Origin of the sequence: Pseudomonas sp. OST1909, from assembly GCF_015277575.1 — a bacterium.
GTDB classification, from domain to species: Bacteria; Pseudomonadota; Gammaproteobacteria; order Pseudomonadales; family Pseudomonadaceae; genus Aquipseudomonas; species Aquipseudomonas synxantha_A.
Genome location: NZ_CP063780.1, coordinates 171,068 through 184,909, shown reverse-complemented (window position 1 = coordinate 184,909; position 13,842 = coordinate 171,068). Strand labels below are relative to the sequence as shown.

At 58.2% G+C, this 13,842-nt stretch carries 15 protein-coding genes; 14 read left to right on the top strand and 1 reads right to left on the bottom strand.

Features of this window, described 5'->3' with window-relative positions; all coding sequences use genetic code 11:
• Nucleotide 1 precedes the first annotated feature (1 nt).
• The 14 genes from IH404_RS00835 (at nt 2) to IH404_RS00770 (ending at nt 12,845) form a co-directional block, all read left to right on the top strand.
• Nucleotides 2-874, top strand: coding sequence for a ParB/RepB/Spo0J family partition protein (locus tag IH404_RS00835; protein ID WP_005792604.1), 873 nt, complete (start codon nt 2-4; stop codon nt 872-874).
• 148 nt (nt 875-1,022) lie between these two features.
• Complete coding sequence (locus IH404_RS00830; protein WP_010565865.1) at nt 1,023-1,430, top strand: F0F1 ATP synthase subunit I; 408 nt, start codon at nt 1,023-1,025, stop codon at nt 1,428-1,430.
• A 16-nt stretch (nt 1,431-1,446) separates the two neighbouring features.
• Nucleotides 1,447-2,316, top strand: coding sequence for a F0F1 ATP synthase subunit A (atpB, locus tag IH404_RS00825; RefSeq protein ID WP_003195886.1), 870 nt, complete (start codon nt 1,447-1,449; stop codon nt 2,314-2,316).
• A gap of 133 nt (nt 2,317-2,449) precedes the next feature.
• Nucleotides 2,450-2,707, top strand: a complete 258-nt coding sequence (atpE, locus tag IH404_RS00820; RefSeq protein ID WP_002555987.1) for a F0F1 ATP synthase subunit C — start codon at nt 2,450-2,452, stop codon at nt 2,705-2,707.
• A gap of 56 nt (nt 2,708-2,763) precedes the next feature.
• The gene (locus tag IH404_RS00815) at nt 2,764-3,234 is read left to right on the top strand and encodes a F0F1 ATP synthase subunit B (RefSeq protein WP_003195835.1); all 471 of its coding nucleotides are present in this window, start codon (nt 2,764-2,766) and stop codon (nt 3,232-3,234) included.
• A 12-nt stretch (nt 3,235-3,246) separates the two neighbouring features.
• The gene (locus IH404_RS00810) at nt 3,247-3,783 is read left to right on the top strand and encodes a F0F1 ATP synthase subunit delta (protein ID WP_003195833.1); all 537 of its coding nucleotides are present in this window, start codon (nt 3,247-3,249) and stop codon (nt 3,781-3,783) included.
• 21 nt (nt 3,784-3,804) lie between these two features.
• Entirely contained in the window at nt 3,805-5,349 is a 1,545-nt protein-coding gene (gene atpA / locus IH404_RS00805; RefSeq protein WP_003195831.1) for a F0F1 ATP synthase subunit alpha, read from the top strand.
• Nucleotides 5,350-5,399: 50 nt separating this feature from the next.
• Nucleotides 5,400-6,260, top strand: a complete 861-nt coding sequence (gene atpG, locus IH404_RS00800) for a F0F1 ATP synthase subunit gamma (RefSeq protein ID WP_005792602.1) — start codon at nt 5,400-5,402, stop codon at nt 6,258-6,260.
• Between the two features lie 27 nt (nt 6,261-6,287).
• The gene (gene atpD, locus IH404_RS00795) at nt 6,288-7,664 is read left to right on the top strand and encodes a F0F1 ATP synthase subunit beta (RefSeq protein WP_003195827.1); all 1,377 of its coding nucleotides are present in this window, start codon (nt 6,288-6,290) and stop codon (nt 7,662-7,664) included.
• A gap of 44 nt (nt 7,665-7,708) precedes the next feature.
• A complete protein-coding gene (locus tag IH404_RS00790; RefSeq protein ID WP_005792601.1) occupies nt 7,709-8,125 on the top strand; it encodes a F0F1 ATP synthase subunit epsilon in 417 nt (138 codons plus the stop codon).
• A 123-nt stretch (nt 8,126-8,248) separates the two neighbouring features.
• Nucleotides 8,249-9,616: a bifunctional UDP-N-acetylglucosamine diphosphorylase/glucosamine-1-phosphate N-acetyltransferase GlmU gene (gene glmU / locus IH404_RS00785; RefSeq protein ID WP_005792600.1), complete on the top strand. Its 1,368-nt coding sequence runs from the start codon at nt 8,249-8,251 to the stop codon at nt 9,614-9,616.
• 168 nt (nt 9,617-9,784) lie between these two features.
• Entirely contained in the window at nt 9,785-10,552 is a 768-nt protein-coding gene (locus IH404_RS00780; protein WP_065886690.1) for a DeoR family transcriptional regulator, read from the top strand.
• A gap of 10 nt (nt 10,553-10,562) precedes the next feature.
• Nucleotides 10,563-12,395, top strand: a complete 1,833-nt coding sequence (glmS, locus tag IH404_RS00775; protein WP_005792598.1) for a glutamine--fructose-6-phosphate transaminase (isomerizing) — start codon at nt 10,563-10,565, stop codon at nt 12,393-12,395.
• An 84-nt stretch (nt 12,396-12,479) separates the two neighbouring features.
• Nucleotides 12,480-12,845: a hypothetical protein gene (locus tag IH404_RS00770; protein ID WP_194439646.1), complete on the top strand. Its 366-nt coding sequence runs from the start codon at nt 12,480-12,482 to the stop codon at nt 12,843-12,845.
• A gap of 64 nt (nt 12,846-12,909) precedes the next feature.
• Here the strand turns inward: IH404_RS00770 and IH404_RS00765 are convergent, their stop codons facing one another.
• A complete protein-coding gene (locus IH404_RS00765; RefSeq protein WP_005792597.1) occupies nt 12,910-13,842 on the bottom strand; it encodes a phosphatidate cytidylyltransferase in 933 nt (310 codons plus the stop codon).

The following is a 13,842-nucleotide window of genomic DNA, read 5'->3' as shown; positions in this document are numbered from 1 at the left end:
CATGGCCGTCAAGAAACGAGGTCTCGGACGTGGACTGGATGCACTGCTGAGTGGTCCTACCGTCACATCGCTTGAAGAACAAGCGGTGCAGGCCGACGAGCGCGAGCTGCAGCACTTGCCCCTGGATTTGATCCAGCGCGGCAAATACCAGCCACGGCGGGACATGGATCCCCAGGCGCTGGAAGAACTGGCCAACTCGATCAAGGCCCAGGGCGTGATGCAACCGATTGTGGTGCGCCCGATTGGCGCTGGCCGCTTTGAGATCATCGCCGGTGAACGTCGCTGGCGCGCCAGCCAACAGGCCGGCAAGGACACCATCCCGGCGATGGTGCGCGATGTGCCGGATGAAACCGCCATCGCCATGGCCTTGATCGAAAACATTCAGCGCGAAGACCTCAACCCGATCGAAGAAGCGATCGCATTGCAGCGTTTGCAGCAGGAATTTCAGCTTACCCAGCAACAAGTGGCCGAGGCGGTGGGAAAATCCCGTGTCACGGTTTCCAACTTGCTGCGTCTGATCGCCTTGCCGGAAGTCATCAAGACCATGTTGTCCCATGGCGACCTGGAAATGGGCCACGCTCGTGCTTTGCTGGGTTTGCCGGAAAATCAACAGGTTGAAGGGGCGCGACACGTTGTCGCACGAGGGCTCACCGTTCGTCAGACCGAGGCCCTGGTTCGCCAGTGGCTCAGCGGTAAACCTGCACCGGTTGAAACCGCCAAACCTGATCCGGATATCGCGCGCCTCGAGCAGCGCCTGGCCGAGCGGCTAGGCTCTGCGGTGCAAATTCGCCACGGCAAGAAGGGCAAAGGGCAACTGGTCATCGGATATAACTCCCTCGATGAGCTTCAGGGCGTCCTTGCCCACATCCGCTGAAACATTTGCTTATGTAGCGCGTGATCGGAAATCACTACCCGACAGTTGAATAGGGGCAGAACCGCCCCTATACTCTGCGCGCATTTTGTCGGCACAAATTATGCCAAGTTATTGATTTCCGGCAGCCGACCATTGAGGAGCAAGAGTGATGGAAACCCGCACGCCAAACACGTTGCCGTTCCATCGCTTGGCTGTTTTTCCGGTTTTGTTGGCTCAATTTGTCATTTTGCTGATCGCCGCTTTGGCGCTTTGGTACTGGCATGGAGTCGTAGCCGGATATTCAGGACTCTGCGGAGGCCTGATAGCCTTGCTGCCCAATATGTATTTTGCTCACAGGGCCTTTCGGTTTTCCGGCGCCCGAGCAGCCCAGGCTATCGTGCGGTCTTTTTATGCCGGCGAAGCAGGGAAACTGATTTTGACGGCAGTGCTGTTTGCACTGACCTTTGCAGGTGTGAAGCCATTGGCGCCGCTGGCTGTATTCGGCGTCTTCGTGTTGACCCAACTGGTCAGCTGGTTCGCTCCCCTGCTAATGAAAACAAGACTTTCGAAACCTTAGGGCGTTTGAGGCAACCATGGCAGAAACAACCGCTTCGGGCTATATCCAGCACCACTTGCAGAACCTGACCTTCGGTCAGCTTCCTAATGGCGGCTGGGGCTTTGCCCACACCGCAGCAGAAGCCAAAGAAATGGGTTTCTGGGCTTTCCACCTGGATACTCTGGGTTGGTCGGTCGCATTGGGTCTGATCTTCGTCCTGATTTTCCGCATGGCGGCAAAGAAGGCGACTTCCGGTCAGCCAGGTGCTTTGCAGAACTTCGTTGAAGTATTGGTCGAATTCGTCGATGGCAGCGTGAAAGACAGCTTCCATGGCCGTAGCCCGGTGATTGCACCGTTGGCACTGACCATCTTCGTCTGGGTGTTCCTGATGAACGCCGTCGACCTGATCCCGGTGGACTGGATTCCTCAGTTGGCCATGGCGATCTCCGGCGATCCGCACATCCCATTCCGTGCCGTATCCACCACTGACCCGAACGCTACCCTGGGCATGGCCCTGTCGGTGTTCGCGTTGATCATTTTCTACAGCATCAAGGTCAAGGGCATCGGTGGCTTCATCGGCGAACTGACCCTGCACCCGTTCGGCAGCAAGAACATCTTCGTTCAAGCCCTGCTGATCCCGGTGAACTTCCTGCTGGAATTCGTGACCCTGATCGCCAAGCCGATTTCCCTGGCTCTGCGACTGTTCGGCAACATGTATGCCGGCGAGCTGGTGTTCATTCTGATCGCTGTGATGTTCGGCAGCGGTCTGCTCTGGCTTAGCGGCCTGGGCGTAGTACTGCAGTGGGCGTGGGCTGTGTTCCACATCCTGATCATTACCCTGCAGGCCTTCATCTTCATGATGCTGACCATCGTCTATCTGTCGATGGCGCACGAAGAGAACCATTAAGACCAGTCTCGACTAGTCTGATGTCCTTCCCGGTCAAACGGGAAGGTGGCCCAACAGGGCTATGAAACGATTTGTTTTACCGCTTTAAAATCTAAAAAACCTAAACCATACGACGTAAAAGTCGGGAGGAAAGATGGAAACTGTAGTTGGTCTAACCGCTATCGCTGTTGCACTGTTGATCGGCCTGGGCGCCCTGGGTACTGCCATTGGTTTCGGCCTGCTGGGCGGCAAATTCCTGGAAGGCGCAGCGCGTCAGCCAGAAATGGTCCCAATGCTGCAAGTTAAAATGTTCATCGTCGCCGGCCTGCTCGACGCCGTGACCATGATCGGCGTTGGTATCGCACTGTTCTTCACCTTCGCGAACCCCTTCGTTGGTCAACTCGCTGGCTAATCACTCGAATTTTCGAGTGATTGGGGTGATGGACAACGAATGAGCGAGGTGTTGGCGTGAACATTAATGCAACCCTGATTGGCCAATCCGTTGCGTTCTTCATTTTTGTAGTGTTTTGCATGAAGTTCGTGTGGCCTCCGGTCATCGCGGCTTTGCACGAACGTCAGAAGAAGATCGCGGATGGTTTGGACGCTGCCAGCCGTGCAGCTCGCGACCTGGAGTTGGCCCACGAGAAAGTGGGTCAGCAACTGCGCGAAGCTAAAGCACAGGCAGCCGAGATCATTGAGCAAGCCAAGAAACGCGGTAACCAGATCGTCGAAGAGGCTGTTGAAAAAGCCCGCGTCGAAGCTGACCGTGTGAAGGCTTCGGCTCATGCCGAGATCGAACAGGAACTGAACGGCGTCAAAGACGCGCTGCGTGCCCAACTGGGTGCTCTGGCGGTCGGCGGTGCTGAGAAGATCCTCGGTGCCACAATCGATCAAAACGCGCACGCGGAGCTGGTTAACAAACTGGCTGCTGAAATTTAAGCGAGGGCGATCATGGCAGAACTGACCACGTTGGCCCGACCTTACGCTAAGGCAGCCTTCGAGCACGCCCAGGCCCACCAGCAGCTGGCCTCTTGGTCAGCCATGCTCGGCCTGGCTGCAGCAGTGTCGCAAGACGACACCATGCAGCGCGTGCTCAAGGCCCCGCGCCTGACGAGCGCAGACAAGGCCGCCACTTTTATTGAAGTGTGCGGCGACAAGTTTGATGTGAAGGTGCAGAACTTCATCCACGTCATTGCCGAAAACGACCGTCTCCCGCTATTGCCGGAGATCGCCGCTCTGTTCGACCTGTACAAGGCCGAAGCAGAGAAATCGGTAGACGTTGAAGTGACCAGTGCTTTCGCATTGAACCAAGAACAGCAAGACAAACTCGCCAAGGTTCTCAGTGCACGACTCAATCGGGAAGTGCGCCTGCAAGCTTCGGAGGACGCATCCCTGATTGGTGGTGTTGTTATCCGTGCCGGCGACCTGGTTATCGATGGCTCGATTCGCGGCAAAATCGCGAAACTTGCCGAAGCATTGAAATCTTGAGTTTGAAGGGGCAGCAGAGCAATGCAGCAACTCAATCCTTCCGAAATAAGTGAAATTATCAAGGGCCGCATCGACAAGCTCGATGTGACCTCCCAAGCCCGTAACGAAGGCACTGTCGTCAGCGTATCTGACGGCATCGTGCGGATTCACGGTCTGGCCGACGTAATGTACGGCGAGATGATCGAGTTTCCGGGCGGCGTCTACGGTATGGCCCTCAACCTGGAGCAAGACTCCGTAGGTGCCGTTGTATTGGGCGCGTACACCAGTCTGGCTGAAGGCATGAGCGCCAAGTGCACAGGCCGCATCCTGGAAGTTCCGGTTGGTAAGGAACTGCTGGGTCGCGTAGTCGACGCACTGGGTAACCCTGTTGACGGTAAAGGTCCACTGGGCAACACCGAGACCGACGCGGTCGAGAAAGTTGCTCCAGGCGTGATCTGGCGTAAGTCGGTAGACCAGCCTGTACAGACTGGCTACAAGGCTGTCGATGCCATGATCCCGGTCGGCCGTGGCCAGCGTGAGCTGATCATCGGTGACCGTCAGATCGGTAAAACCGCTCTGGCGATCGACGCGATCATCAACCAGAAAGACAGCGGCATTTTCTGCGTCTACGTAGCCATCGGTCAGAAGCAATCGACCATCGCCAACGTGGTTCGCAAGCTGGAAGAAAACGGCGCCCTGGCCAACACGATCATCGTGGCTGCCAGTGCTTCGGAATCTCCTGCGCTGCAATTCCTGGCACCGTACTCCGGTTGCACCATGGGTGAATTCTTCCGCGACCGCGGTGAAGACGCGCTGATCGTTTATGACGATCTGTCCAAGCAAGCAGTGGCTTACCGCCAGATTTCCCTGCTGCTGCGCCGTCCACCAGGCCGTGAAGCCTACCCAGGCGACGTGTTCTATCTCCACTCCCGTCTGCTGGAGCGCGCTTCCCGCGTTTCGGAAGAATACGTAGAGAAGTTCACCAACGGCGCAGTGACCGGCAAAACCGGTTCCCTGACCGCACTGCCGATCATCGAAACCCAGGCTGGCGACGTTTCCGCGTTCGTTCCGACCAACGTGATTTCCATCACTGACGGTCAGATCTTCCTGGAATCGGCCATGTTCAACTCCGGGATCCGTCCTGCTGTGAACGCCGGTGTTTCGGTATCCCGTGTGGGTGGTGCCGCTCAGACCAAGATCATCAAGAAGCTTTCCGGTGGTATCCGTACCGCTCTGGCTCAGTACCGTGAACTGGCGGCATTCGCCCAGTTCGCTTCTGACCTGGACGAAGCGACCCGTAAGCAACTTGAGCATGGTCAGCGCGTTACCGAGCTGATGAAGCAGAAGCAATACGCCCCAATGTCGATCGCTGACATGGCGTTGTCGCTGTATGCCGCTGAGCGTGGGTTCCTGACCGACGTTGAAATCGCCAAGGTCGGCAGCTTTGAACAAGCGCTGATTGCTTACTTCAACCGCGATCACGCCGAATTGATGGCGAAGATCAACGTGAAGGGTGACTTCAATGACGATATCGACGCTGGCATGAAAGCCGGTATCGAGAAGTTCAAGGCCACCCAAACCTGGTAAGCCGCAGCGGGAGCCGCAAGGCTCCCGCTTGCTAACCTGATAGGTGTTACATGGCAGGCGCAAAAGAGATTCGCAGTAAGATTGCGAGCATCAAAAGCACGCAAAAAATTACCAGCGCCATGGAAAAAGTGGCGGTCAGCAAAATGCGCAAGGCACAAATGCGCATGGCTGCTAGCCGTCCTTATGCGGAGCGTATCCGCCAGGTAATTGGGCATCTGGCCAACGCCAACCCGGAATACCGCCACCCGTTCATGATCGAGCGCGCCGTCAAGCGTGCAGGTTATGTGGTAGTGAGCAGTGACCGTGGTTTGTGCGGTGGTCTGAATACCAACCTGTTCAAGGCCCTGGTCAAGGACATGGCGGTAAACCGCGAAAACGGCGTCGAGATCGATCTGTGTGTGGTGGGTAGCAAGGGTGCGGCCTTTTTCCGCAACTTCGGCGGTAACGTCGTTGCAGCTATCAGCCATCTGGGTGAAGAGCCGTCGATCAATGATTTGATCGGCAGTGTGAAGGTGATGCTGGATGCGTACCTGGAAGGCCGTATTGACCGCCTTTCCGTGGTATCCAACAAGTTCATCAACACCATGACCCAGCAGCCAACCGTGGAGCAATTGATTCCACTGGTGGCGACTCCGGATCAGGAACTCAAGCACCACTGGGACTACCTCTACGAACCAGACGCCAAAGAGCTGCTTGACGGCTTGATGGTGCGCTACGTGGAGTCGCAGGTGTACCAGGCGGTGGTCGAGAACAACGCAGCTGAACAAGCGGCGCGGATGATCGCGATGAAAAACGCTACCGATAACGCCGGTGATCTGATCAGCGATTTGCAGCTGATCTACAACAAGGCGCGTCAGGCTGCGATCACCCAAGAGATCTCGGAAATCGTCGGCGGCGCTGCCGCGGTTTAACGGTTCAAATATTCAGAGGATCCAGCTATGAGTAGCGGACGTATCGTTCAAATCATCGGCGCCGTTATCGACGTGGAATTTCCACGCGACAGCGTACCGAGCATCTACAACGCGCTGAAAGTACAAGGCGCGGAAACTACCCTGGAAGTTCAGCAGCAGCTGGGCGACGGCGTAGTTCGTACCATTGCGATGGGTTCCACCGAAGGCTTGAAGCGCGGTCTGGACGTTGTCGACACTGGCGCTGCCATCTCCGTACCGGTCGGTAAAGCGACCCTGGGCCGGATCATGGACGTACTGGGCAACCCGATCGACGAAGCTGGCCCGATTGCCACCGAAGAGCGCTGGGGCATTCACCGCGCAGCACCTTCGTTCGCAGAACAAGCGGGCGGCAACGACCTGCTGGAAACCGGCATCAAGGTTATCGACCTGGTTTGCCCGTTCGCCAAAGGCGGTAAAGTCGGTCTGTTCGGTGGTGCCGGTGTAGGCAAGACCGTAAACATGATGGAACTGATCCGTAACATCGCCATCGAGCACAGCGGTTATTCCGTGTTCGCAGGTGTGGGTGAGCGTACTCGTGAGGGTAACGACTTCTACCACGAGATGAAGGACTCCAACGTTCTGGACAAAGTGGCACTGGTTTACGGTCAGATGAACGAGCCGCCGGGAAACCGTCTGCGCGTAGCACTGACTGGCCTGACCATGGCCGAGAAGTTCCGTGACGAAGGTAACGACGTTCTGTTGTTCGTCGACAACATCTACCGTTACACCCTGGCCGGTACTGAAGTATCCGCACTGCTGGGCCGTATGCCTTCTGCAGTAGGTTACCAGCCGACCCTGGCTGAAGAGATGGGCGTTCTGCAAGAACGTATCACTTCGACCAAGGAAGGTTCGATCACCTCGATCCAAGCGGTATACGTACCTGCGGATGACTTGACCGACCCGTCGCCAGCCACCACCTTCGCCCACTTGGACGCCACCGTCGTTCTGTCCCGTGACATCGCTTCCCTGGGTATCTACCCAGCGGTCGATCCACTCGACTCGACTTCGCGCCAGCTGGATCCGAACGTGATCGGCCAGGAGCACTACGACACCGCTCGCGGCGTTCAGTACGTGCTGCAGCGTTACAAAGAACTGAAGGACATCATTGCGATCCTGGGTATGGACGAGCTGTCGGAAGCCGACAAGCAGTTGGTAAACCGTGCTCGTAAGATCCAGCGTTTCTTGTCGCAGCCGTTCTTCGTGGCTGAAGTCTTCACCGGTGCCTCGGGTAAATACGTTTCCCTGAAAGACACCATTGCTGGCTTCAAAGGCATCCTCAACGGTGACTACGACCACCTGCCAGAACAAGCGTTCTACATGGTCGGCGGCATCGAAGAAGCGATCGAGAAAGCCAAGAAACTGTAATCCAGGCGCCCGGCAACGGGCGCTCATCAGGTTGAGGCAATCAGATGGCTATGACAGTCCATTGCGATATCGTCAGCGCGGAAGGGGAAATTTTCTCCGGTCTGGTCGAGTTTGTAACAGCGCACGGCGACTTGGGTGATCTTGGTATCGCCATGGGTCACGCTCCGCTGATCACAAGCTTGAAGCCAGGTCCGATCACTCTGACCAAGCAAGGCGGGGAAAAGGAGGTGTTCTACATCTCTGGTGGTTTCCTCGAGGTTCAGCCGAACATGGTCAAGGTACTTGCCGACACCGTGCAACGTGCTGGCGACCTGGATGAAGCCTCCGCTCAGGAAGCCGTCAAGGCTGCCGAGAAGGCCCTGAACGAAAAAGGCGCAGACTTCGACTACAGCGCTGCTGCAGTTCGTCTGGCCGAGGCTGCAGCTCAGCTGCGTACGCTCCAGCAGATCCGCAAGAAGTAAGCGGCCTTGCCGTTACACTTCATGCGTGATTGATTAAAAAGGGTGGCCTCGGCTACCCTTTTTCTTTTTTTGCAAAACACTTCTTTGGTCTGAACCCGGACCGCCCAGGATTGGTAGCCATTCATGTCTCTTGAAATCGTCATTCTCGCCGCAGGCCAGGGCACCCGTATGCGTTCAGCCCTGCCCAAGGTGCTGCACCCGGTCGCGGGTAACTCCATGCTGGGTCATGTTATCCACAGCGCCCGGCAATTGGACCCGCAGCGTATTCATGTGGTGATCGGCCACGGTGCCGATGTGGTCCGCGAGCGCTTGGCAGCGGACGACTTGAATTTCGTATTGCAAGACAAGCAACTGGGCACCGGCCACGCTACCGCGCAAGCCGTACCCTTCATTGCCGCCGACACGGTGCTGATCCTCTATGGCGATGTACCGCTGATTGAAGTAGAAACCCTGCAACGTCTGCTCAAGCACGTTGTGCCTGGCCAGATGGGCTTGCTGACTGTTGAGTTGGACGACCCTACCGGCTATGGCCGCATCGTGCGCAATGCCGACGGCAAGGTTGCCGCGATCGTCGAGCACAAGGACGCCAGTGAAGCCCAGCGCGCCATTACCGAAGGCAACACCGGCATTCTTGCCGTACCTGCCGATAAGCTGGGCGACTGGATGAGCCGTCTGTCCAACAACAATGCCCAGGGCGAGTACTACCTCACCGACGTCATTGAGATGGCCGTCAGCGATGGCCTGGTGGTCGCCACTGAGCAGCCCCACGACCCGATGGAAGTGCAGGGCGCCAACGACCGCAAGCAGCTTGCAGAGCTGGAGCGTCACTACCAGTTGCGTGAAGGCCTGCGTCTGATGGCCCAGGGAGTGACCCTGCGTGATCCGGCGCGTTTCGATGTGCGTGGCGACGTAACAGTAGGCCGCGACGTGCTGATCGATATCAACGTGATCCTCGAAGGCCGGGTGATCATTGAAGACAATGTGGTCATCGGCCCGAACTGCGTGATCAAGGACAGCACCTTGCGCAAAGGCGTGGTCGTCAAGGCCAACAGCCATGTCGACGGTGCCGTGATGGGTGAGGGCAGCGATGCGGGGCCGTTTGCGCGCTTGCGTCCAGGTAGCGAGCTGGGGGCCAAGGCCCATGTAGGCAACTTTGTCGAACTGAAAAACGCACACCTCGGCGAAGGTGCAAAAGTCGGTCACCTGACTTACCTGGGCGATGCCGTCATCGGCGCTCGCACTAACATTGGTGCCGGCACCATCACCTGCAACTATGACGGCGCCAACAAGTACCAGACGACGATTGGTGAAGATGTATTCATTGGCTCCAATAACTCGCTGATTGCTCCCGTCACCATTGGCGATGGTTCAAATACAGCGGCAGGCTCGACCATCAACCAGGATGTGGATAAGTCCCAGCTGGCGGTAGCCCGCGCCCGTCAACGCAATATCGACGGTTGGAAACGCCCGGTCAAAATCAAGAAGACCTGAGTTATCCACAGCCTTGGCAGCGTCAAAACTCCAATGTGGGAGGGGGCAAGCCCCCTCCCAAATTTGCCGGTGTTGTTTCGAAAAATAGTTATCGCCCCCGCTTGACGATCTTTCGCTAATAGGTTTTGATTGCCTTCGTTATCTTTCGAAACGAAACTTATCATTACCATGTCGAAACGAAATACTCCCCAGCGACGCCACAATATCCTGACCTTGCTCAATGAACAGGGCGAAGTCAGTGTGGACGAACTGGCCAAGCGTTTCGAAACTTCGGAAGTCACCATCCGCAAGGACTTGGCCGCCCTCGAAAGTAACGGCCTGCTCCTGCGTCGCTACGGTGGCGCAATCACCATGCCCCAAGAGCTGGTAGGCGACGCCGCCCAGCCCGTCTCGGCCTACAAGCGTGCCATCGCGCGTGCGGCCGTGGTGCGCTTGCGTGAACATGCGCGCATCATCATCGACAGCGGCAGCACCACCGCCGCCATGATTCCGGAACTCGGTCATCAACCCGGGCTGGTGGTTATGACCAATTCCTTGAATGTGGCCCGCGCCCTGAGCGAACTGGAACATGAACCGGTGCTGTTAATGACCGGCGGTACCTGGGACCCGCATTCGGACTCGTTCCAGGGGCAGGTCGCCGAGCAGGTGCTGCGTTCCTACGATTTTGATCAGTTGTTCATCGGCGCCGACGGCATCGACTTGCAGCGCGGCACCACCACCTTCAACGAACTGCTGGGCCTGAGCCGTGTGATGGCTGAGGTCGCCCGTGAAGTGGTGGTGATGGTCGAGTCCGACAAGATTGGCCGCAAGATTCCCAACCTGGAGCTGCCCTGGAGCAGTGTCCATACCCTTATTACCGATGATCGCCTGCCACTTGAGGCCCGCGACCAGATCCAAGCCCGCGGCATTACGCTGATATGCGCGGCAGTCATCTAGGAGAAACACCATGTGTGGAATTGTTGGCGCAGTCGCCGAACGTAACGTAACTGCCATCCTGATCGAAGGCCTCAAGCGCCTGGAATACCGCGGCTATGACAGCGCAGGCGTGGCCGTCTTCACCAACGCCGGCAAGCTGGAGCGTATGCGCCGCCCGGGCAAGGTCAGCGAGTTGGACCAGGCTCTGGCCGGCGAGCCTCTGGCGGGTCGCCTGGGTATCGCCCACACCCGTTGGGCCACCCACGGCGCGCCGTGCGAACGCAACGCCCACCCGCATTTTTCCGGTGACCTGGCGGTGGTGCACAACGGCATCATCGAAAACCACGAAGTGCTGCGTGAGCAACTCAAGGGCCTGGGCTACGTGTTCACCTCGGACACCGACACCGAAGTGATCGCCCACCTGCTCAACCACAAGCTCAAAGACCACAGTGACCTGACCACAGCCCTCAAGGCCACAGTCAAAGAGCTGCACGGCGCCTACGGCCTGGCCGTGATCAGTGCCAGCCAACCTGACCGCTTGGTTGCCGCGCGCAGTGGCAGCCCATTGGTAATCGGCCTGGGCCTGGGCGAGAACTTCCTTGCCTCCGACCAACTGGCCCTGCGCCAGGTGACCGACCGTTTCATGTACCTGGAAGAAGGCGATATTGCCGACATCCGCCGTGAAAGCGTACAGATCTGGGACGTTGACGGTCAGTCGGTCGAGCGTGAAGCCGTGCAATACCGCGACGGGGCCGAAGCCGCCGACAAAGGCGAGTTCCGCCACTTCATGCTCAAGGAAATCCACGAGCAGCCATCCGTGGTGCAACGCACCCTGGAAGGTCGGCTGAGCCAGAACCAGGTGCTGGTCAACGCCTTCGGCCCGCAAGCCGCCGAACTGTTCGCCAAAGTGCGCAATGTACAAATCGTCGCCTGCGGCACCAGCTACCACGCCGGTATGGTCGCGCGTTATTGGCTGGAAGAATTGGCCGGCATCCCGTGCCAAGTCGAAGTTGCCAGCGAGTTCCGCTATCGCAAAGTGGTAGTGCAGCCAGACACCCTGTTCGTGACCATCTCCCAGTCCGGCGAAACCGCCGACACCCTGGCGGCCCTGCGCAATGCCAAGGAGCTGGGCTTCCTCGGCAGCCTGGCCATCTGCAACGTCAGCATCAGCTCCCTGGTGCGTGAATCCGACCTGACCCTGCTGACCCAGGCTGGTCGCGAAATCGGCGTGGCCTCCACCAAGGCCTTCACTACCCAATTGGTAGGCCTGTTGTTGCTGACCCTGTCCCTGGGTCAAGTACGCGGCACCCTCGCCGAGGGCGTCGAAGCCACTCTGGTGGAAGAACTGCGTCGTCTGCCGACCCGCCTGGGTGAAGCCCTGGCCATGGACAGCACCGTGGAAAAAGTCGCCGAGCTGTTCGCCGACAAGAACCACACCCTGTTCCTCGGCCGTGGCGCGCAATACCCGGTGGCAATGGAAGGCTCGCTGAAACTCAAGGAAATCTCGTACATCCACGCCGAAGCCTACCCGGCCGGCGAGCTGAAGCACGGCCCACTGGCCTTGGTGGATGACGACATGCCGGTGGTCACCGTCGCGCCGAACAACGAACTGCTGGAGAAGCTCAAGTCCAACCTGCAGGAAGTACGCGCCCGTGGTGGCCAACTGATCGTCTTCGCAGACGAGAAGGCGGGCATGACCAATGGCGAAGGCACTCACGTGATCAACATGCCGCACATCCACGACACGCTGTCGCCGATCCTCTACACCATCCCGCTGCAGTTGCTGTCGTACTACGTCGCCGTGCTCAAGGGCACCGACGTTGACCAGCCGCGTAACCTGGCTAAGTCGGTGACGGTGGAGTAAGGCTTACTGACGTACCCAAAAGGGGCTGTTTTCAACAGCCCCTTTTTTACGTTTTGGATTCGCTTAATTCAAGGATGCGTACTGATGCAACACCCTTCTGCTACTGTCCAGGCACGTTTGCACGATCGTCGGTTTGCGGTCGCGAACAACGCCAAAGGGGTGTCCGGCACCGGCACTGTGTTTCATTACCAAATCGAAGATGGCGTGATTTCGAGCACTTACCAGGGTGGCCGGATTCGCGTGGGCACGCAGGTCGGGCGGGTGACCGGTGCAGAGACCATCGAGCTGCTATTTCAGTGCGTAACCCTGGAAGGTGAACTGCGCGCGGGGTGGTCACGTGGCACGGTAGGCGTGGATCACGCCGGGCGCACCACGCTGAGTTTCGTTTGGGGCTGGCTATCGGGTGCGACGGGAGGCGGGGAATCGAGCTACGTCGAGATCACTGCCTAGTGGTCTTGAAAGTACACAAGCCCCCTCCCACAGTTTGTTCTTTGTCAGTATTGAGGGCTGGTGCTCAGGTCCACCAGTAGCGCACGAGGTGAAAGAAGATCGGCGCCGCAAAGCACACCGAATCCAGCCGATCCAGCATCCCACCGTGCCCTTCGATCATGTGCCCCCAGTCTTTTACGCCGCGGTCACGCTTGATCGCCGACATCACAATCCCGCCGGCAAAGCCCAGCAAGTTGATCAGCAGCGCGATCAGGAACGACTGCCAAGGGTTGAACGGCGTGGTCCACCACAGCGCTGCACCGATCAGTGAAGACAACAGGATCCCGCCGACAAAACCTTCCACGGTTTTCGACGGTGACAGGTTGGGCGCGATCTTGTGTTTGCCGAACAGCTTGCCGCATACGTACTGCAGTACGTCCGAGAGTTGCACGACGATCACCAGGTAGGCGATCAGCAGCAGGTTGCGGCCTTCGTAGCCGGGAATGTCCAGCGTCAGCAGGGCGGGGACGAAGGACACGCAGAACACCGCGATCATCAGCCCCCATTGCACCTTCGAGGCGCGTTCCAGGAAGTGTGTGCTGTCGCCGCCCAGGGAGGCGAGGATCGGTAGCAGCAAAAACACGTACACCGGAATGAAGATCGAGAACAGCCCGTACCAGTCGGCGTAGATCAGCACGTATTGCAGTGGCAGGGCCAGGTAGAACGCGGCCACCAGGGCCGGGTAGTCGCTGCGCCGAGTCGGGGTGAGGGTGAGGAATTCGCGCAGGGCGTAGAACGACACCGCGTAGAACAGCAGGATCACCGCGCCGGTGCCGAGCCAGAAGGCGACGCCGATCACTACCACCATGACCCACCAGGCGTTGATGCGGGCGTTGAGGTTGTCGATGACTGCGTTGGGGCTGCCACGGGTGCGCAGCTTGAGGATCAGGCCGATCAGCGAGGCGATGACCAGGATCGCGCCGATGCCGCCGAACAACATCAGGGTTTGGCTATCCAT

Excerpts from the sequence above, each read along its gene's own strand:
- IH404_RS00770 (WP_194439646.1), top strand. The coding sequence starts at position 12,480 with ATGCAACACCCTTCTGCTACTGTCCAGGCACGTTTGCACGATCGTCGG.
- atpG (WP_005792602.1), top strand. The coding sequence starts at position 5,400 with ATGGCAGGCGCAAAAGAGATTCGCAGTAAGATTGCGAGCATCAAAAGC.
- glmS (WP_005792598.1), top strand. The coding sequence starts at position 10,563 with ATGTGTGGAATTGTTGGCGCAGTCGCCGAACGTAACGTAACTGCCATC.
- IH404_RS00790 (WP_005792601.1), top strand. The coding sequence starts at position 7,709 with ATGGCTATGACAGTCCATTGCGATATCGTCAGCGCGGAAGGGGAAATT.
- IH404_RS00810 (WP_003195833.1), top strand. The coding sequence starts at position 3,247 with ATGGCAGAACTGACCACGTTGGCCCGACCTTACGCTAAGGCAGCCTTC.
- IH404_RS00830 (WP_010565865.1), top strand. The coding sequence starts at position 1,023 with ATGGAAACCCGCACGCCAAACACGTTGCCGTTCCATCGCTTGGCTGTT.
- IH404_RS00780 (WP_065886690.1), top strand. The coding sequence starts at position 9,785 with ATGTCGAAACGAAATACTCCCCAGCGACGCCACAATATCCTGACCTTG.
- atpD (WP_003195827.1), top strand. The coding sequence starts at position 6,288 with ATGAGTAGCGGACGTATCGTTCAAATCATCGGCGCCGTTATCGACGTG.
- atpE (WP_002555987.1), top strand. The coding sequence starts at position 2,450 with ATGGAAACTGTAGTTGGTCTAACCGCTATCGCTGTTGCACTGTTGATC.
- atpA (WP_003195831.1), top strand. The coding sequence starts at position 3,805 with ATGCAGCAACTCAATCCTTCCGAAATAAGTGAAATTATCAAGGGCCGC.
- atpB (WP_003195886.1), top strand. The coding sequence starts at position 1,447 with ATGGCAGAAACAACCGCTTCGGGCTATATCCAGCACCACTTGCAGAAC.
- glmU (WP_005792600.1), top strand. The coding sequence starts at position 8,249 with ATGTCTCTTGAAATCGTCATTCTCGCCGCAGGCCAGGGCACCCGTATG.
- IH404_RS00835 (WP_005792604.1), top strand. The coding sequence starts at position 2 with ATGGCCGTCAAGAAACGAGGTCTCGGACGTGGACTGGATGCACTGCTG.
- IH404_RS00765 (WP_005792597.1), bottom strand. The coding sequence starts at position 13,842 with ATGGATAGCCAAACCCTGATGTTGTTCGGCGGCATCGGCGCGATCCTG.